The organism is Arthrobacter sp. TE12232 (assembly GCF_054062615.1).
This window is the reverse complement of sequence record NZ_JBSSFK010000001.1, coordinates 1,111,164-1,129,603: the sequence shown is the minus strand read 5'-3', so window position 1 is coordinate 1,129,603 and position 18,440 is coordinate 1,111,164. Positions and strand designations below refer to the sequence as shown.

Below are 18,440 nucleotides of genomic sequence, written 5' to 3'. Positions count from 1 at the left end.
CAACTTTCGCGAGCACCACTTCAGCTAGGACGGCCATGAACCCTACCTCAGACGCCCCGCTTCCCGCTTCGGACGGGGCGCGGGGACCGCGCCTGCGCTGGGGCTGCGGCACGGACCGGGGCCTGCGCCGTGAGATGAACGAGGACTCCTTCATTGCCGCCGAGCCCGTCTTCGCGGTGGCCGACGGCATGGGCGGCCACGAGGCAGGCGAAGTCGCCAGCAGCATTTGCGTGCGCACCCTGGCGGAGCTTCCGCAGGTGAAGACCGGCAGCCGGGACGCAACGGCAGGCCTCGTCCAGGACTATCTGCTCATAGCTGACGAGGGCATCCGCCAGGCCACGGACTCCCGCGCCGGAACCACGCTCTCCGGCGTCATAGTGGTGGAGCAGCCGGACGGCCCGTACTGGCTGGTCCTGAACATCGGCGATTCCCGCACCTACCGGTACAGCCACGGCGGCCTCACCCAAGTCAGTGTGGACCACTCTGAAGTGCAGGAACTGGTGGCCGCCGGCCAGATCACCGAAGCCGAGGCCGCCGTCCATCCGCGCCGGCATGTGGTGACGCGCGCGCTGGGCACGGGAGACGAATCCGAGGCCGACTACTGGCTGATACCGCTCGAGGACGGTGACCGGATGCTGGTGTGCTCGGACGGGCTCAACGGGGAACTGAGCGACGAGCGGATTGCCGGCATCCTTGGATCCGAGCCGGACCCCCAGGCGGCGGTCGACGAACTGATCCAGGCCGCCCTGCGGAGCGGCGGACGGGACAACGTCACCGCGATTGTGGTCGATGCCCGGACCGCCGTCGGGGATACGCCCGTCTGACCGGCGGGCTGCCGGCCGGACAGCCTGCTGATCGGACAATGGCAATGATCTAGGGCAGGATAGGTCTGTGAGCACAGGAAAGACCGCAGCAGAGACTGAAAAAGCAGCCGACGAAGCCCAGGGGCACGTCACGGATCCTGAACGCCCCGCGGGGGAGCAGGTCCCGTCCGGGGATGTCCGCGCGGAGTACGAAGACCTCGTGGAGGAGGTCCGCAAACATCGTTTTGCGTACTACCAGGAGGACGCGCCGATCATCTCCGACGCCGAGTTTGACGAGCTCTACCGGCGGCTGGAAACCCTCGAGGCCATGCATCCGGAGCTTGTGGCCAACGATTCGCCCACGCAGGAAGTGGGCGGCGAGGTGTCCGCCGCGTTTGCCGCCGTCGAACACCTGCAGCGCATGTACAGCCTGGAAGACGTCTTTTCCCTCGAGGAGCTTGAGGCCTGGATTGCCAAGGCCGAGGCGTCCGTCGCCAAGATCGGCAACGGCGGCAACCCGCCGGCGTGGCTCACCGAACTGAAGATCGACGGCCTGGCCGTCAACCTGCTTTACCGCGACGGCGTGCTGGTCCGGGCCGCCACCCGCGGCGACGGCACCACCGGCGAGGACATCACGCACAACGTCCTGACCATCAAGGAAATCCCGCAGCAGCTCAGCGGCACGGGCTTCCCGGCGGAAATGGAAGTCCGCGGCGAGGTCTTTATCCCGTCCAAGGCGTTCGCGGAGTTCAACGAGGCCCTGATCGAGGCCGGCAAGGCGCCGCTGGCCAACCCGCGCAACGCCGCCGCCGGTTCGCTGCGGCAGAAGGACCCGGCGGAAACCGCCAAACGGCCGCTGCGGATGTACGTCCACGGCATCGGCGCCCGAGAGGGACTCCAGACGGTCAGCCAGTCAGACACCTACCGCCAGTTGGCCGAATGGGGCCTGCCCACCAGCCCGTACTTCGAGGTCCTCGCCGGGCTGCAGGACGTGCTGGACTTCATCAAGCGCTACGGGGACAAACGGCATAGCCTGACGCACGAGATCGACGGCATTGTGGTCAAGGTGGACGACTTCGCCACGCAGCGCGCCCTGGGCTACACCTCCCGCGTGCCGCGCTGGGCCGTGGCATACAAATACCCGCCGGAGGAAGTGCACACCAAGCTGCTGGACATCGCCGTCAACGTCGGCCGCACCGGCCGGGTCACCCCCTACGGGATCATGGAACCGGTCAAGGTCGCCGGCTCTACCGTGGAAATGGCCACCCTGCACAACCAGGAAGTGGTCAAGGCCAAAGGCGTTAAGATCGGCGACATCGTGGTGCTGCGCAAGGCCGGAGACGTCATCCCGGAAATTGTGGGCCCGGTCTTGGCGCTCCGCGACCAGCAGGACCCGCCCGTCCGCGACTTCATAATGCCCACCGAATGCCCGGCCTGCGGCACGCCGCTGGCCCCCGGGAAGGAAGGGGACGTGGACATCCGCTGCCCCAACTCCCGATCCTGCCCGGCGCAGCTGCGTGAACGCGTCTTCCACCTCGCCGGCCGCGGCGCCTTCGACATCGAGGCCCTCGGCTGGGAAGCCGCGATCGCCCTGACCCAGCCCGCCGAGCCCGAAACGCCGCCGCTGACCACCGAGGCGACACTGTTCGAGCTCACCCCGGAGCAGCTCGCGGACGTCCGGGTCCGCCGGGAGAAGCGCTCCAAAGGCGTGGCCACCGGCGAATTCGAACTCGTGCCCTACTTCTATACCAAGGCCACCACCAAGACCCCGTCCAAGCCCACGGCCACCACGGACAAGCTCTTCCGCGAACTTGAGAAGGCCAAGTCCCAGCCGCTGTGGCGTGTCCTGGTGGCGCTGTCCATAAGGCACGTCGGCCCGCGCGCCTCCCGCGCCCTCGCCACCGCGTTCGGCAGCATGGACGCCATCCGGCAGGCCTCCGAGGAAGAGCTCGCCAGCGTGGACGGCGTGGGCCCGGTGATTGCCCAGGCGTTGACGGAATGGTTCGCCGAGGACTGGCACCGCGACATCGTGGACCGCTGGGCCGCCGCCGGTGTCCGGATGGCCGACGAGCGCGACGAGTCCACACCCCGGACCCTGGAGGGGCTGACCGTCGTGGTCACCGGAAGCCTCGAGGGTTTCAGCCGTGACGAGGCCAAGGAGGCCATCCTGATCCGTGGCGGCAAGGCGGCCGGCTCGGTCTCCAAGAACACCAGCTACGTGGTGGCCGGCGACAACGCAGGCACCAAACTGGACAAGGCAGAACAGCTCGGTGTCCCGGTCCTGGACGAGGACGGCTTCCGGGCCCTGCTGGCCAACGGCCCGGCCGGTGCGGCCGACAGCGACACGGATCCGGAGCTTGACCCGGACCTTGACTCGGAAGACGACGACGGCGACACCCCCGGCTTCGACTCGGCGGCGGCTCAATGAGCTCCCACCCCTCCGTCCCGCCCGATGCCGAGCCCGGCACGGCGGCGCTGCTGGAACTGGCCAAATCGGCCGCAGCCGCGGGTGCCGCGGTCCTGGCCACCCGGAAGGCCGCCGCCCTCGACGTCAGCAACAAGGGCGACTCGGGAGACTGGGTGACGGCCTTTGACCTCGCCGCCGAAGCCGCCGTCCGGGACGTCATCACCGCCGCCCGGCCGCACGACATCATCACGGGGGAGGAGGGCGGGACGGTCCTGCCGACGGAGCCCAGCGGCTACCGCTGGTCCATCGATCCCCTCGACGGCACCACTAATTTCATCCGCAACATCGTCTACTACGCCACCTCCGTGGCGGTGGCCGACCCCGACGGCGTCTGGCTGGCCGGCGTCGTCAGCGCCCCGGCGCTGGGCCGCACCTACTTCGCCTCCCGGGGCGAGGGGGCCTGGCTCGAGGAGCAGGGCCGGCTGACGGCCCTGCTCGGTCCCGTCCCCGGGCGCACCGGACAGATCCTGGCGACGGGCTTCAGCTACGATGCCGGGGTCCGGGCCGAACAGGCCGGCGGCCTGGGCGGCCTGATGGACGGCTTCGCGGACATGCGCCGCCTGGGCTCGGCGGCGCTGGACCTGTGCCTCGTGGCGGACGGCACCCACGACGCCTACGGCGAACGCGGGCTCAACGAGCACGACTTCGCCGCCGGTGCGCTGATCGCGGAGGAGGCCGGCTGCTGGGTGCGGCGGCCTCGGCTCACCAGCCCGCTGGCCGGCGGGCCGTCCGACGACGAGCGTCTGGCAGCCTGGACGTGCGCCGGTTCGCTGGAACTCTCCGGTAAGTTTCCGCTCTGACGGGTGCTCCTCACGCCGGGTCCCGGCAATAGTGATAGTTCAGTCACGGAAACAGCCCTTGCGCACGTAGCCGGTGTCGGCCGCCCGTACCATTGACAGGTGCCTTCGCAGATCCTCATTCGCCCCGCCGTTCCGGCCGACTTCGACGCCATAGCGCGCATCACCCGGGACGCCTACTTGGCGGCGGGCTACTTTGAGAGCGCCGACCACCCCTACATGCGGCAGATCCAGGACGTCACCACGCGGGCGGCGGACGCGACGATCTGGGTGGCCGAGCGCGACGGCCGCATCCTCGGATCCGTGACACTGGCGGTCGCGGGGGAACCCTATGCGGACATCGCCCGGAGCGACGAGCTTGAGTTCCGCATGCTCGTGGTGGACCCGGCTGTCCAGCGCAGCGGCGCCGGCAAGGCCATGGTCCAGGCCATCATCGAACACGCCAGGTCCCTGCCGGGAATCCACGCAGTGGCCCTCACTACGGGCATCAGCTGGGAAAGCGCCCACGGCCTCTACCGCAAGACCGGCTTCGTCCGGGCACCGGACCGTGACTGGCTGGTGCCGGGCACGGACATCAAACTGCTCGTCTACCGCCAGGCCCTCTGACACAAAAGCGCGCGTTTTATCGGCCTCCCGGCCATCCCCCCTAGAGTTGTGCCGATCCCTGCGGCAACTGCGAAAGGCACCCCATGCGCAAAACCTTCGGCACCGGCTCCACCTGGGAACAGACGCTCGGCTATTCCCGGGCCGTCCAGGTGGACAACACCCTCTACATCTCCGCCACCGCCGCGAGCGGCGAGGACGGCATCGTGGGCGAGGACTTCTACACCCAGACCAGCTACATCCTGCAGAAGCTCGGGGCAGTGCTGGCCGAGGCCGGCTTCGCCTTCGAAGACGTGGTGCAGTCCAAGCTGTACCTGACGGACATCAGCAAGTGGGAAGAGGCCGGCCGCGCCCACGGCGAGGTCTTCGGCGACATCCGCCCGACGCTCTCCCTGGTCCACGTGCTGCCGTTCCTGGACCCGAAGATGCTCGTCGAGATCGAACTCGTCGCCCAGAAGAGCGCCAGCTAGAAGCGCTCGTGCCCGGGCCGGGCGGGACTCTGGCGGAACGGCCGGACTTGGGGTAAGACTGGCGCATGACCAGGGCGCACGGACAGGGCCCCAGCCGGGTCCCCATTTTAGGCCAGCTCCGTTCCTATGACCGGGCATGGCTGCGTGGCGATCTGATCGCCGGCGTCACCGTCGCCGCCCTGATTGTCCCGAAGAACCTGGGGTACGCCGGCATCGCGGGGATTCCGCTGCAGAATGGCCTGTATGCGGCTGCCGCGGGCGCGCTCATGTACGGGATCTTCGGCAGCTGCCGGCAAATTTCGATGGGTCCCAGCTCGGGTCTGGCGGCGGTGGCCGCGAGCGCGGTGCTCGCGGCAGGCATTACCAACGGCGTCGATATCGCCTCGTTCGTCGCCGGTATCACCCTTGCCTCAGGGGTCTTGTTCCTGCTCCTTGCCGTTTTCAAGATGGGCTGGATCGCGCAGTTCCTCTCCCGTGCCGTGGTCACAGGCTTCCTCTTCGGTGCGGCGATCGACGTCGTGATCGGGGAGCTCCCCAAGCTCACCGGGACCGAGGTCACCGGCTCCAATCCGATCCAGGAACTGTGGTCCTGGCTGGGGACGCTCGGCGAGGCGCACCGGGCGACGGTGATCGTCGGCGTGATCGCGCTGGCCGTCGTCTTTGGGCTCAAGGCAATCGCTCCCAAGGTCCCCGGCGCCCTCGTGCTCGTGGTGGGCGGACTGCTCGCGGCGGCATTGTTTGATCTCGGCGCCAAGGGCGTGGCGCTGGTGGGTGACGTCCCCCGGGGGCTGCCGGCGCTGAAGATCCCGGACGGCCAGCTCATGTGGGACCACGCGGGCACGGTCGCGGTCGCCGCCGTGGCGTTGGTCCTGATCGGCTTCTCCCAGACCGCGGGCGATGCGCGCGCGTTCGCCGCCAAGCACCGCTACCAGATCGACATCAACCAGGAATCGACGGCGCAGTCCCTCTCCAACCTGGCCGCGGGCGTGTTCCAGGGGATGCCGGTCTCGACAAGCCTCTCAGCGAGCTCGCTGAACGACCACTCCGGGGCGAAGACCGGGCTCGCCTCCCTCACCTCGGGTGTCACGGTCCTGCTTACACTGCTGTTCCTGGCGCCGCTCTTTTCCAACCTGCCCAAGCCCGTGCTGGCGGCTCTGATCATCGAGGCCGTCGTCATGGGCATGATGAACGTGCCGGAGATGCGGCGGCTGGCCCGGGTACAAAAGGTGGACTTCTGGATCGCGGTCGCTGCGATCCTCGGAACCCTGGTGTTCGGCGTACTCGCGGGAGTCATCATCGGCATCGGACTCTCGCTGATCTGGCTGGTCGCCGTGGCCACCCACCCGGCGATGCCGTCTCTTGGCCGCGAACCGGGCACGCAGGTCTTCCGCGAAGCCGACGGGCACCCCGGCGACGAGATCCTCCCCGGCGTGGCCGTGATCCGGTTCGACGGCGGCCTGTTCTTCGCCACCGCCGACGCCCTGGAGGATCGCCTGCGCGACGTCATCCATGCAAAACCGGAACTGACCGGGATCGTGATCGACTGCGGGGGGATCAACTTCGTAGATTCCCAAGGCGCGGCAAAGATGGCGGACGTCGTGACCCTGGCCCGGGACGCCGGCGTCAACCTGCGCCTCACCCGCCTGAAGCCGGCGGTACGGGCCATCCTCGAACGCGACGGCGTGATCGAACTCATCGGGGCGGACAAGATCCACGGCAACATCCACAGGGCGGTCGAGGCGGAACAAGCGGCCGCAGAACGGGGCCGGGCGGACACCGGCTAGAACCGACGCGGGCACTTACGGTCCATCGCGGCAGTCCTGATGGGCCGTAGGTGACCCCGCGTTGCTTTGCGGAGGCCTAGAGGCCGGTTCCGGCGGGGAGTCCGTAGCGGTGCTCGGGCCGCCCGGTGGTGCCGTAGCGCAGCTGGATGTCGACGGCGCCGTCGTCCGCGAGCGAGGACAGGTACCGCTGGGCGGTCGCCCGTGACACCCCAACCCGGGCAGCGACGTCGGCGGCCGAATACTGCTCTCCGGGAACCAGGGATTCGAGCACCGCGGCCTCGGTGGCGGACCGGGGCCGCGCGGAGGGGGCGACGTCGCCCGCGATCAAGGCCCGCTTGGCGCGGTCCACCGTCTCCTGGTTGACGGATCCCGGCTGGGCCAGGATCCGGCGGTAGCGGGCATACGAGCGCAGCTGCTGGGACAGGGCTTCGGCCGTGAAGGGCTTGAGCAGGTAGCCCAGGGCGCCGCGGCGGAATGCGAGCCGGAGCGAGGCCGTGTCCGAGGCGGCGCTGAGGATCACGGTGTCCACGTCCAGCTGGTGCAGCAGGTCCAGCCCGGAAGCATCCGGCAGGTAGACATCCAGCAGCACAAGGTCCGGGCGCAGGCTGTGGATGGCCTGCAGCGCCTGCGACGCCGAACCGGCCGGGGGCAGCGCGAGGAAACCGGCCACGGAATCCACATAGGCGGCGTGCAGCTTGGCGACGTGGAAATCATCGTCGACTATCAGCACCCTGAAATCCTCAGACATCGGTGTCCTTTCCGGTTGGTTCTGTTGTCTGGGGCAGGCTGGCGACGAACACGGCGCCCGGGCCGCCGGGGGAGCCGGGGTCCAGCACCCGGACGTCGCCGCCGCGCCGGCGCGCGAGCTGCCGGGACAACGCCAGCCCCAGCCCCTGCCCTGCGCCCGCCCGCGCCGGCCGTTCCGACGTCGTATAGCCTTCCGTGAACACGGCCTCGGCCCCTGCGGCTGCAACCCCGGGTCCCAGGCCGTCGCCGGAATCCGCGACGACAATGTGCAGGGTGCCGGCGCCGCCGTTGACGCCCGGTTCGTCCAGCACTTCCACTTCCACCCAGCGCTCGGACGCGGAACCGGCGACGGCGGCATTCATGGCGTTGTCGATCAGGTTCCCCAGGACGGTGGTGACATCCAGCGGCTCAGTGACGCGGCCGCGGACCACGGATTCCGGGCCGAGGCGAAGGCTCACGCCGCGCTCGTCCGCCTCAACGCCCTTGGCGCCTAGGAAGGCCTGCAGATACGGGTCCTGGAGCAGCTCGGCCTGGTCCACCGGGAATGTCAGCGGCCCGGTGGCTGCCAGCCTGGCCAGATAATCCTGGGCCTGCTGGGGCTTGCCGATGCTCATGAAGCCGGCGATAGTGTGCAGCTGGTTGGCGAACTCGTGGCGCTGCGCCCGCAGGGCCGCGGACATCGTGCCGACTGCGTCGAGCTGCCGGGTCAGCTGCTGCAGTTCGGTCCGGTCCCGCAGCATCACCACCCAGCCCAGGTCCTCGCGACCATGAAGGGCCTTGCGCGCGCTGGCCACCAGTACCCGGTCGCCGGCCACGAGTTCCACGGCGTCGCCCTCGGCCGCGTCGGCCCGGGTCAGGGCCTTAAGCTGGGCCGGCACCGGCGCGGTGCCCCAGGCGGTGCCGGCGAGGTCGGGAACACCGAGCAGCCGCTGGGCGGCGGCGTTGAAAACACTGACCCGGCCGTCGGCCGCAATGCCGATCACGCCGTCGTCGACCCCCTGCAGTACCGCCACCTGGTCGTGTACGAGGGTGCTGATTTCCTCAGGCTCCAGCCCGAGCGTGAGCCGCTGAAGCCGGCGCCGGAGCAGGAAGGACGCCAGTACCCCGGCGAGCAGTGCCCCGGCGGCCGTGGCGGCGATGGGAGCGATGTCCCTGGCCAGGCTCTGGCTGATCGTTTCCGTCGAGTAGCCCACGCTCACCTCACCCACCACTGCCGTGGACCCCGGGGCGAACACCGGGACTTTGGCGCCGGCGGAGGGCCCCAGCGTGCCCGTGTTCCGGGTGGTGACCTCCTTGCCGGACAGGGCCTCGGAGGGGTCGGTGCTCACTTTCTCGCCCAGCCGCTCCGCATCCGGGTGCGCCAGGCGTATGCCGGTCTCGTCCGTAATGACCACGAACAGCGCCCCGGTGCGGGTGCGGGCACCCTCCGCGGCAGCCATGAGCGGCCCGGCCAGCAGCTCGGCCGCCGGGGGAGCAGCGGGAAGGGCGCTGATGGACTGGACCTCTGCCCGCACGGACGGGTCCGAAGCGACGGTCCGGGCCAGGGTCAGCGCCTGGTTCTCCGCCTCGCGCCCCAGCCGGTCATACGTCAGCCAGGCATGGACGGCGCTGCTCAGGAGCACCACCAGCGCCACGACACCGAGCTGCAGGAGCAGCGTCTGGGTGGAAAAGCGCAGGGCGGGCAGGGCTGTGCGGCGCTTCATCGGGCTCCTGCCTGGGGTTCGTACGGACTGGTTGAGGACGTGAGCAAAATGCGCAAAATGCATCCAACAAGCAGTATGCCAATCAATTGAGCCAAAGACCCAGCCGTGACGGACGCCACTCTAACGTCTGTAGTGCGCATCACACCGGAGTGGTGTCATTCAATGAAGAAGGAGCCGGCCGTGCTGGTATTACTAGGATTCGCCATGATCGCGGTATTCATGGTGCTGATCATGACGAAGAAGTTGACGCCTGTTTTGGCGCTCATCATCGTTCCCACGATTTTCGGACTTTTCGCCGGGGCGGGCCTCGGTATCGGCCCCATGGTGCTGGACTCCATGAAGTCCATGACGTCCACGGCCGCGCTGCTGATGTTCGCCATCATCTACTTCGGGCTGATGATCGATGTCGGCCTCTTTGACCCGCTGGTCCGGTTCATCCTGCGCAAGCTGGGCAACGACCCCGCCAAGGTGGTCCTCGGCACGGCTATCCTGGCCGCCGCGGTGTCCCTCGACGGAGACGGCTCCACCACCTTCATCCTCACCACCGCGGCGATGCTGCCGGTCTACCTGCGGCTCAAGATGAGCCCCGTGGTCCTGACCTGCGTGGCCGGCCTGGCCAACGGGACCATGAACATCCTGCCCTGGGGCGGTCCCACGGCCCGCGCCGCCTCCGCCCTGAAGATCAGCGTGTCCGAGGTCTTCGTCCCGATGATCCCCTCCCTCATCGCCGGCCTCGTGGTCGTGTTCGCCTTCGCCTGGCTGCTGGGCCTGCAGGAGCGCAACCGCCTCCGCGCCGTCGCCCCGGAAATCTGGGGCACCGGGGACGCCCGGATGCCCGACGCCGGCCCCTCGCGCGGCGGCACCGGCACCGGCCGCTTCGGCTTCGGCCGCAAGGTGACCGGCCCCGCCGGCGGAACTACCGCCGTCGGAAGCCCTGCAACCGGAGGTTCCTCCGTCGCCGTCCTGGAACGCGCCGAGGACCTCGTGGACGAGCGCGACTCGGCCATGGCGGACACCGCCCTGGACCCCAACCGTCCCACCCTGCGCCCCAAGCTCCAGTGGTTCAACCTGGGCCTGACGGTCGCCATCATGGTCCTGCTGGTCGCGGACCTCGTGCCGCTGCCGTTCGTGTTCATGGTCGGCTCGGCCATCGCCCTGCTGGTCAATTTCCCCAAGGTCAAGGACCAGAGCGCCCAGCTGATCGCCCACGCACCGTCGATCGTCGCCGTCGTCAGCATGGTCATGGCCGCCGCGGTCCTGACCGGCGTCCTCAATGGCACCGGCATGGTCAAGGCCATGTCCACCTGGCTGGTGCAGATCATTCCCGCGGACATGGGACCGCTCATGGCCGTCATCACCGGCGTCCTGAGCATCCCGATGACGTTCTTCATGAGCAATGACGCCTTCTACTTCGGCGTCTTGCCGGTCCTCAGCGAAACGGCAGCACACTACGGCATCAGCGCCGCCGAAATGGCCCGTGCTTCCATCACCGGCCAGCCCTTCCACCTGCAGAGCCCCCTGGTCCCGGCCATCCTGCTCCTGGTCTCCCTGGCCAAGGTGGACCTCGGCGACCACCACAAGAAAGTCCTCTGGCGCACGGCAGTCATCTCCCTGGTCATGCTCGGCGTAGGAGTAGCCACCGGAGCCATCGGCATCGGCTGACACTCTCCGCGGCATCACGCGGACATTCTCCGCGTGCTCGCTCGTTCCTCGCTTAGACGCACGCTTCCGAATGCCCGCGCGCTGCCGCTGGCAGCGGCCCACGGCAGGCGGGGAACCCAACGACGATATCGAGGCTGCCTGGTTCGGAGATTCTCCGGACCAGGCAGCCGGCGTTGGTGAGTGGCGCACTCCGGTGGTGGGACGGACATCCTGCCGGCTGCGTCTAAGCGAGGGACGAGCGAGCAGCCGAAGGATCGTCCGGCCCGGCGCCGGGAAGGCGAGGCGGTTAAGGAGACCGCGCCGGGCGGTAAGCGGAGTTCAACCCACGTAGACTGGGACGGAAAATAATCCTTTACTTGCAGGGGAGATCCATGGCTGCGATCAACCGCGACGACGTCGCGCATCTCGCGCAACTCGCGCACATCGAGATGAGTGCCGAAGAGCTCGACAGGATGGCCGGCGAACTCGCCGTCATCGTCGAATCAGTGAAGTCCGTCAGTGAAGCTGCCGGTGATGACGTCCCGGCCACGTCGCACCCGATTCCGCTGACCAACGTGTTCCGCGAGGACGTCGTGGGGCACACGTTCACCGCCGAGCAATCCCTCTCCGGTGCCCCCGACGCGTACGAAGGCCGCTTCAAGGTCCCGGCAATCCTGGATGAGGACTAAGACCATGACTGAGAACAACGAACTGATCCGCCTCTCCGCCGCCGCGCTCGCCGACAAGCTGGCCGCGCGCGAAGTCACCTCCGTCGAGGTCACCCAGGCCTACCTGGACCGGATCGCCGCCGTCGACGGCAGGGTCCACGCCTTCCTGCACGTCAACACGGAGGAAGCCCTTGCCGTGGCCGCCGAAGTGGACGCGATCCGCGCCGCGGGAGGCGCCGCAGCCGAGGAACTGCACGCCCTCGCCGGCGTGCCGATCGCCGTCAAGGACCTCATCGTCACCATTGGCCAGCCCACCACGGCCGGCTCGAAGATCCTCGAAGGCTGGTACAGCCCCTACGACGCCACCGTCGTGGAGCGCCTGCGCGCCGCCAAGATGCCGATCCTGGGCAAGACCAACCTGGACGAATTCGCCATGGGCTCCTCCACCGAGCACTCCGCGTACGGACCCACCCACAACCCGTGGGACCTGGACCGCATCCCCGGCGGTTCCGGCGGCGGTTCCGCTGCCGCCGTCGCGGCCTTCGAAGCCCCGCTGGCCCTCGGCACGGACACCGGCGGATCCATCCGCCAGCCCGGCGCCGTCACCGGCACCGTCGGCGTCAAGCCCACCTACGGCGGCGTCTCCCGCTACGGCGCCATCGCCATGGCCTCCTCGCTGGACCAGATCGGCCCGGTCTCCCGCACCGTGCTGGACTCGGCCCTGCTGCACCAGGTGATCGGCGGCCACGATCCCCGCGACTCCACCTCCCTGCCGGACCCGCTCGAGGACCTCGTGGCCGCGGCCCGGACCGGCAACGTCCAGGGCATGAAGATCGGCATCATCAAGGAACTCCACGGCGAGGGCTACCAGGCCGGCGTCGAGAACCGCTTCAACGAGTCCCTGGAGCTGCTCAGGGGAGCCGGTGCCGAGATCGTCGAGGTCTCCTGCCCCAACTTCAAGTACGCCCTGGGCGCCTACTACCTGATCATGCCCTCCGAGGCCTCCTCCAACCTGGCCAAGTTCGACGGCGTCCGGTACGGCCTGCGCGTCCTTCCCGAAGAGGGACCGCTAACCATCGAACGCGTCATGGGCGCCACCCGCGCCGCCGGCTTCGGCGACGAGGTCAAGCGCCGCATCATCCTGGGCACCTACGCGCTGAGCGCCGGATACTACGACGCCTACTACGGCTCGGCCCAGAAGGTTCGCACCCTGATCCAGCGCGACTTCGAGGCCGCGTTCGCCAAGGTGGACGTGCTGATTTCCCCGACGGCCCCCACCACGGCCTTCAAACTGGGCGAGAAGCTCAACGACCCGCTCGCGATGTACCTCAACGACGTCGCCACCATCCCCGCCAACATGGCCGGCGTCCCCGGGCTCTCCCTGCCCGGCGGTCTGGCCGACGAGGACGGACTGCCGGTCGGCATCCAGCTGCTGGCCCCGGCCCGCCAGGACGCCCGGCTGTACCGTGTCGGCGCCGTGTTGGAGTCCCTGCTCGAGGCGCAGTGGGGCGGCCCGCTCCTGGACCGCGCCCCCTCACTGACGGCCCCTTCACCGACTGATTCAGCACCGGCGGTTGCTGCTGGCGCCCCCGCGAGCCACGGAGGTTCACACTAATGACTGACGCAACCCTGAGCTTCGAAGAGGCCATGGAGAAGTACGATCCCGTCCTGGGGTTCGAGGTCCACGTCGAACTCAACACCAAGACCAAGATGTTCTCCTCCGCGCCCAACGTTTTCGGCGACGAGCCCAACACCAACGTCAACGAAGTGGACCTCGGCATGCCCGGCGTCCTGCCCGTGGTCAACAAGACCGCGATCGAATCCTCGATCAAGATCGGCCTCGCGCTGAACTGCAAGATCGCCGAGACCTGCCGCTTCGCCCGGAAGAACTACTTCTACCCGGACACTCCGAAGAACTTCCAGACCTCCCAGTACGACGAGCCCATCGCGTACGACGGCTACCTGGACATCGAGCTCGCCGACGGCACCGTGTTCCGCGTCGAAATCGAGCGTGCCCACATGGAAGAGGACGCCGGCAAGCTGACCCACATGGGCGGCGCCACCGGCCGCATCCAGGGCGCGGACTACTCCCTGGTGGACTACAACCGCTCCGGTGTGCCCCTCGTGGAGATCGTCACCAAGCCGATCGAGGGCGCGGGCAGCCGCGCGCCCGAACTCGCCAAGGCATACGTTGCCGCCGTCCGCGAGATCGTCAAGAACCTGGGTGTCTCGGACGCCAAGATGGAACGCGGCAACGTCCGCTGCGACGCCAACGTTTCGCTGCGCCCGCACGGCCGCGAACGCTTCGGCATCCGCTCCGAGACCAAGAACGTCAACTCCCTGCGCGCCGTCGAACACGCCGTCCGCTACGAGATCCAGCGCCACGCCGCCGTCTTGGATTCCGGCGAGCCGGTCATCCAGGAAACCCGGCACTGGCACGAGGACACCCGGACCACGACCTCGGGCCGGGCCAAGTCCGACGCCGACGACTACCGCTACTTCCCGGAACCGGACCTCGTCCCGATCACCGCGTCCCGCGAGTGGGTCGAGGAGTTGCGCGCCACCCTGCCCGAGCCGCCGGCCGCCCGCCGCAAGCGCCTGCAGGCCGACTGGGGCTACTCCGACCTGGAGTTCCGCGACGTCGTGAACGCCGGCGTCATGGACGAGATCGAGGAAACCATCGCCGCCGGCGCCACCCCCACGGTGGCCCGCAAGTGGTGGATGGGTGAGATCGTGGGGCGCGCCAAGATCGCCGATGTCGATCCGGGCCAGCTCGGCGTCAACCCGGCCACCATCGTGGAACTGAACAAGATGGTGGAAGAGGGCAAGATCAACAACAAGATGGCCTCCGAGGTCCTGGACGGCGTGCTTGCCGGCGAAGGCACCCCGGCGGAGATCGTTGAAAAGCGCGGCCTCGCCGTGGTCTCCGACGACGGCCCCCTGCTCGAAGCCATTGACGCGGCCCTCGCCGCGCAGCCCGACGTCGCGGACAAGATCCGCGGCGGTAAGGTCCAGGCGATCGGTGCGATCGTCGGCGGCGTCATGAAGGCCACCCGCGGGCAGGCCGACGCCGGCCGCGTCCGCGAACTGATCCTTCAGCGCCTCGGCGTCGAAGGCTAAGGGGCCAAAACCCTAACGCTCCACCAATTCGGTCATGATGGTCTGCAGTGCTTCGCAGACCATCATGACCGAAGTGCGTTTAAGGTTCTCCGGCCTGGCCAGGACATCGATCCTGCGCCGGGTGCTGATGCCTTCCAGCGGCCGCAGCACGATGCCCGGATTCAGCACGGGCCGCGCCGTGTACCGGGGCAAGAGGCCGATCACCCCGCCGGCCGCGACGAGAGCCGCCACGGTCGAATAGTCGTTGATCCGGTGCACAATGTTCAGCTCCCGGCTGGAGACGGCCGCGACGGCGGACAGCACGTCGGCGGGGGAGTAGCCGGCGCGGCTGGTCACCCACGGTTCGCCCACGACGTCGTCCGCCGTCACCGCGCGCTGGCCGGCCAGCCGGTGCCCGGCCGGCAGCGCGACGTCCAGCGGCTCATGCGCGAGCGGGATCACCGCGACGCGCTCCTCGGGCCACCGCGGGCTGTGATCCATCCGGTGCGCCAGCACAAGGTCATAGCGGGCCGTCAGGGCCGGGAAATCCTGCTGGGCCACGTCCTCGTCCGAGAGCAGGATCCGCGGCTGTCCAGGTGCGTCCAGGAGCCGGGCCAGCGGCGCGAAGAGCGCCTGCCCCGCGCTGTGGAAACCGCTGAGCGTCACCGGCGCGACGGGCGAGCCGTGATAGGCGCCGATCGCCATCTTCGCATCCGCCATCGCGCTCACGACGGCGGCCCCGGCGTCCGCGAGCACCTGTCCGGCCTCCGTCAGCACCAGGTTCCGGCCTTCCTTGCGGGTCAGCGGAACCTCCACGGTCTTCTGCAGCGCGGCCAGCTGCTGGGACACGGCCGAGGGCGTCACGAGGAGGGTTTCGGCGACGGCCTTGACGCTGCCCAGGGCGCCGAGCTCACGCAACATCTCCAGCTGGTGGATTTCCATGCCAGCCATTCTATGCAACAGCTATTTCTAAATCGTCGATTGAGAAGAATTCGGTTGTGCTAATGCTTTTTCGGTGGGTCTAATGGGGTGAGTTGTCCCACATGCCCGCGCCGCACGGCGGAATAGACCGCGCGGGGCAATACACGCGGAGCAAAACACAGTTAGGAAAGTCCATGAAGGCTCTCTACAAGGCCGGTGCCCACGCAGGATTCGAACTCGTCGACCGCCCGGAGCCCGAGGCCGGCCCGGGTGACGTCAAGATCCGGGTCATGACCACCGGCATCTGCGGCACGGACCTGCACATCCAGTCGTGGGACGCCTGGGCGCAGGGCATCATCAACGCCCCGTTGATCGCCGGCCACGAGTTCTACGGCGAAGTCGTGGAGATCGGCGAGGACGTCCTGGACGTCAAAGTGGGGGACCGGGTCTCCGGCGAGGGCCACATCGTGTGCGGCATCTGCCGCAACTGCCGCGCCGGCCGCAAGCAGATGTGCATCAACACCGTCAGCGTCGGCGTCCAGCGCGACGGCGCCTTCGCCGAGTACGTGGTGATCCCCGAGACCAACGTCTGGGTCCACCAGGATCCCTCCGTCACCCCGGAACTGGGCGCCATCTTCGACCCCTTCGGCAACGCCGTCCACACCGCCCTGAGCTTCCCGCTGGTCGGCGAGGACGTCCTGATCACCGGCGCCGGGCCCATCGGGCTCATGGCCATCGCCGTCGCCCGGCACGCCGGCGCCCGCAAGATCGCCATCACCGACATTTCCGCTCCCCGGCTGGAACTGGCCCGGAAGCTCGGCGTCGACCTCGCGATCGACGTCTCAAAAATGCGGGTCAAGGACGCCCAGCGCGAACTCGGGATGCGCGAAGGCTTTGACATCGGCATGGAAATGTCGGGACACCCCACCGCGCTGCCTGAGATGATCGACAACATGAACCACGGCGGCCGGATCGCAATGCTGGGACTGCCCAGCCAGTCCATCGACATCGACTGGGGCAAGGTGGTCACTCACATGCTGACCATGAAGGGCATCTACGGCCGCGAAATGTTCGAGACCTGGTATGCGATGAGCGCCATGCTCTCCTCCAACCCGGTCCTGCACGCCAACATTTCGGCCGTCGTCACCGACTCTCTGCCTGCCACCGACTGGGAAAAAGGCTTCGAGGTTGCCCGCGCCGGCGTCGGGGGCAAAGTGGTCCTCGACTGGACCGTCTTCTAGGCCGCCCTCTCCAGGCCCCCCTTTCCGAACCCGCATTTCGCCCCCGCATTTCGCCCCCGCATCCAACCAGCTGAGGAGCCAACCTATGTATTCGACCATCAAGGACCAGCTGCAGCACGAACTCGACGAGATCCGCAGCGCCGGACTGTTCAAGACCGAGCGTCACATCGACTCGCCGCAGGCCAACCACATCAAGGCCGGGCAGATCGGGGAGTCCAGCGCGGACGTCCTGAACTTCTGCGCCAACAACTATCTCGGCCTCGCGGACCACCCGGAGATCATCGCCGCCGCCAAGGCCGCGATGGACGAGCGCGGCTTCGGCATGGCCAGCGTCCGCTTCATCTGCGGCACCCAGGACCTGCACCTGGCCCTGGAAAAGCGCGTCTCGACGTTCCTCGGAACCGAGGACACCATCCTGTTCTCCAGCTGCTTCGACGCCAACGGCGGCGTCTTCGAATCCCTCTTCGGCCCGGAGGACGCCGTCATCTCCGACGCCCTGAACCACGCGTCCATCATCGATGGCATCCGGCTCTGCAAGGCCCAGCGCTTCCGCTACGCCAACCAGGACATGGCGGACCTCGAATCGAAGCTGATCGAGGCCACCACGCAGGAGAACCCGGCCCGCCGCAAGATCATCGTCACGGACGGCGTCTTCTCGATGGACGGCTTCCTGGCCCCGCTCGAAGCGATCTGCGACCTCGCCGAAAAGTACGACGCCATGGTCATGGTGGACGACTCCCACGCGGTGGGCTTCATGGGCGCCTCCGGCGCGGGCACCCCCGAACACGCCGGCGTCTCGGACCGCGTGGACATCTACACGGGAACCTTCGGCAAAGCCCTCGGCGGCGCCTCCGGCGGCTACGTCTCCGGGCGCCGCGAGGTCATCGCCATGCTCCGTCAGAAGGCCCGCCCTTACCTGTTCTCCAACTCGCTGGCCCCGGCCATCGTCGCGGCCACGCTCAAGGCCCTGGACCTCGTGGAGAACTCCGGTGAACTGCGGACCAAGCTCTTCGCCAACGCGGAACTGTTCCGCAACCGCATGAGCGAGGAAGGCTTCGAACTGCTCCCCGGCGAGCACGCGATTGTCCCGGTCATGTTCGGCGACGCCGTCATGGCGGCCAAGGTGGCCGACGCTATGCTCCACAACGGCGTCTTCGTCACGGCATTCAGCTACCCGGTGGTGCCCAAGGGCGCGGCCCGCATCCGCGTCCAGCTCTCCGCCGCCCACAGCGCCGAAGACGTCGAGGCCTGCGTTCAGGCGTTCGTCCGGAGCCGGGCCGCCGTCGCGGCCTAGGCGGATCCCTGAGGCCGGGCCCCTTCAGTTCATCTAGGGGCCCGGCCCGGTCCAGGGGTCCAGCCCGGTCCAGGGGTCCGGCCTTGCTCCAGGGGTCCGGCCCTGCTCGTTCATCCCGGCTTCTTCCACTGGCTTTTTCCGCGGGACATGCCCAGCTCCGGCCGCGAGGACTGGACATGATGCCACTATGTCCAACGGCCGC

At 68.3% G+C, this 18,440-nt stretch carries 15 protein-coding genes; 12 read left to right on the top strand and 3 right to left on the bottom strand.

Annotated features, from left to right (window positions below):
- Nucleotides 1-35: 35 nt before the first annotated feature.
- The 6 genes from ACVWZ7_RS05045 to ACVWZ7_RS05020 all read left to right on the top strand — a co-directional run bounded on the left by ACVWZ7_RS05045 (nucleotide 36) and on the right by ACVWZ7_RS05020 (nucleotide 6,924).
- Nucleotides 36-824 carry a PP2C family protein-serine/threonine phosphatase gene (locus ACVWZ7_RS05045; protein ID WP_456507160.1) on the top strand — a complete coding sequence of 263 codons (789 nt, stop codon included), beginning with the start codon at nucleotides 36-38 and terminating at the stop codon, nucleotides 822-824.
- Nucleotides 825-891: 67 nt separating this feature from the next.
- The gene (gene ligA / locus ACVWZ7_RS05040; RefSeq protein WP_456507159.1) at nucleotides 892-3,231 is read left to right on the top strand and encodes an NAD-dependent DNA ligase LigA; all 2,340 of its coding nucleotides are present in this window, start codon (nucleotides 892-894) and stop codon (nucleotides 3,229-3,231) included.
- The gene (locus tag ACVWZ7_RS05035; RefSeq protein ID WP_116766104.1) at nucleotides 3,228-4,070 is read left to right on the top strand and encodes an inositol monophosphatase family protein; all 843 of its coding nucleotides are present in this window, start codon (nucleotides 3,228-3,230) and stop codon (nucleotides 4,068-4,070) included. Before ligA ends, ACVWZ7_RS05035 begins: the two co-directional genes overlap by 4 nt.
- 99 nt (nucleotides 4,071-4,169) lie before the next feature.
- A complete protein-coding gene (locus ACVWZ7_RS05030; RefSeq protein WP_344363988.1) occupies nucleotides 4,170-4,673 on the top strand; it encodes a GNAT family N-acetyltransferase in 504 nt (167 codons plus the stop codon).
- Nucleotides 4,674-4,756: 83 nt separating this feature from the next.
- Nucleotides 4,757-5,140, top strand: a complete 384-nt coding sequence (locus ACVWZ7_RS05025) for a RidA family protein (protein ID WP_091249516.1) — start codon at nucleotides 4,757-4,759, stop codon at nucleotides 5,138-5,140.
- Nucleotides 5,141-5,205: 65 nt separating this feature from the next.
- Nucleotides 5,206-6,924: a SulP family inorganic anion transporter gene (locus ACVWZ7_RS05020; RefSeq protein WP_456507158.1), complete on the top strand. Its 1,719-nt coding sequence runs from the start codon at nucleotides 5,206-5,208 to the stop codon at nucleotides 6,922-6,924.
- Nucleotides 6,925-7,000: 76 nt separating this feature from the next.
- On the opposite strand, the gene ACVWZ7_RS05015 is transcribed toward ACVWZ7_RS05020, so the two are convergent.
- Together ACVWZ7_RS05015 and ACVWZ7_RS05010 are read right to left on the bottom strand one after the other, a co-directional pair.
- Nucleotides 7,001-7,672 (bottom strand): response regulator, encoded by a 672-nt coding sequence (locus tag ACVWZ7_RS05015; protein WP_344363983.1) that lies wholly within the window; start codon nucleotides 7,670-7,672, stop codon nucleotides 7,001-7,003.
- Entirely contained in the window at nucleotides 7,665-9,374 is a 1,710-nt protein-coding gene (locus tag ACVWZ7_RS05010; protein ID WP_456507157.1) for an ATP-binding protein, read from the bottom strand. The genes ACVWZ7_RS05015 and ACVWZ7_RS05010 overlap by 8 nt, the downstream gene beginning before the upstream one ends.
- A gap of 180 nt (nucleotides 9,375-9,554) precedes the next feature.
- Here ACVWZ7_RS05010 and ACVWZ7_RS05005 point away from each other — a divergent pair, with 180 nt between their 5' ends.
- From ACVWZ7_RS05005 to gatB, 4 genes are all read left to right on the top strand, one after another.
- Nucleotides 9,555-11,036 carry a CitMHS family transporter gene (locus ACVWZ7_RS05005; protein ID WP_456507156.1) on the top strand — a complete coding sequence of 494 codons (1,482 nt, stop codon included), beginning with the start codon at nucleotides 9,555-9,557 and terminating at the stop codon, nucleotides 11,034-11,036.
- A 371-nt stretch (nucleotides 11,037-11,407) separates the two neighbouring features.
- A complete protein-coding gene (gene gatC, locus ACVWZ7_RS05000; RefSeq protein WP_091249523.1) occupies nucleotides 11,408-11,704 on the top strand; it encodes an Asp-tRNA(Asn)/Glu-tRNA(Gln) amidotransferase subunit GatC in 297 nt (98 codons plus the stop codon).
- A 4-nt stretch (nucleotides 11,705-11,708) separates the two neighbouring features.
- Complete coding sequence (gatA, locus tag ACVWZ7_RS04995) at nucleotides 11,709-13,298, top strand: Asp-tRNA(Asn)/Glu-tRNA(Gln) amidotransferase subunit GatA (RefSeq protein WP_456507155.1); 1,590 nt, start codon at nucleotides 11,709-11,711, stop codon at nucleotides 13,296-13,298.
- Nucleotides 13,298-14,803, top strand: a complete 1,506-nt coding sequence (gene gatB / locus ACVWZ7_RS04990) for an Asp-tRNA(Asn)/Glu-tRNA(Gln) amidotransferase subunit GatB (protein ID WP_456507154.1) — start codon at nucleotides 13,298-13,300, stop codon at nucleotides 14,801-14,803. The genes gatA and gatB overlap by 1 nt, the downstream gene beginning before the upstream one ends.
- 12 nt (nucleotides 14,804-14,815) lie before the next feature.
- On the opposite strand, the gene ACVWZ7_RS04985 is transcribed toward gatB, so the two are convergent.
- Nucleotides 14,816-15,724: a LysR family transcriptional regulator gene (locus ACVWZ7_RS04985; RefSeq protein WP_116768273.1), complete on the bottom strand. Its 909-nt coding sequence runs from the start codon at nucleotides 15,722-15,724 to the stop codon at nucleotides 14,816-14,818.
- Nucleotides 15,725-15,897: 173 nt separating this feature from the next.
- On the opposite strand from ACVWZ7_RS04985, the gene tdh reads away from it, so the two are divergent.
- Together tdh and ACVWZ7_RS04975 are read left to right on the top strand one after the other, a co-directional pair.
- Nucleotides 15,898-16,944 carry an L-threonine 3-dehydrogenase gene (tdh, locus tag ACVWZ7_RS04980; RefSeq protein WP_116768272.1) on the top strand — a complete coding sequence of 349 codons (1,047 nt, stop codon included), beginning with the start codon at nucleotides 15,898-15,900 and terminating at the stop codon, nucleotides 16,942-16,944.
- An 85-nt stretch (nucleotides 16,945-17,029) separates the two neighbouring features.
- Nucleotides 17,030-18,238, top strand: a complete 1,209-nt coding sequence (locus ACVWZ7_RS04975; RefSeq protein WP_456507153.1) for a glycine C-acetyltransferase — start codon at nucleotides 17,030-17,032, stop codon at nucleotides 18,236-18,238.
- The last annotated feature ends 202 nt before the right edge of the window (nucleotides 18,239-18,440 follow it).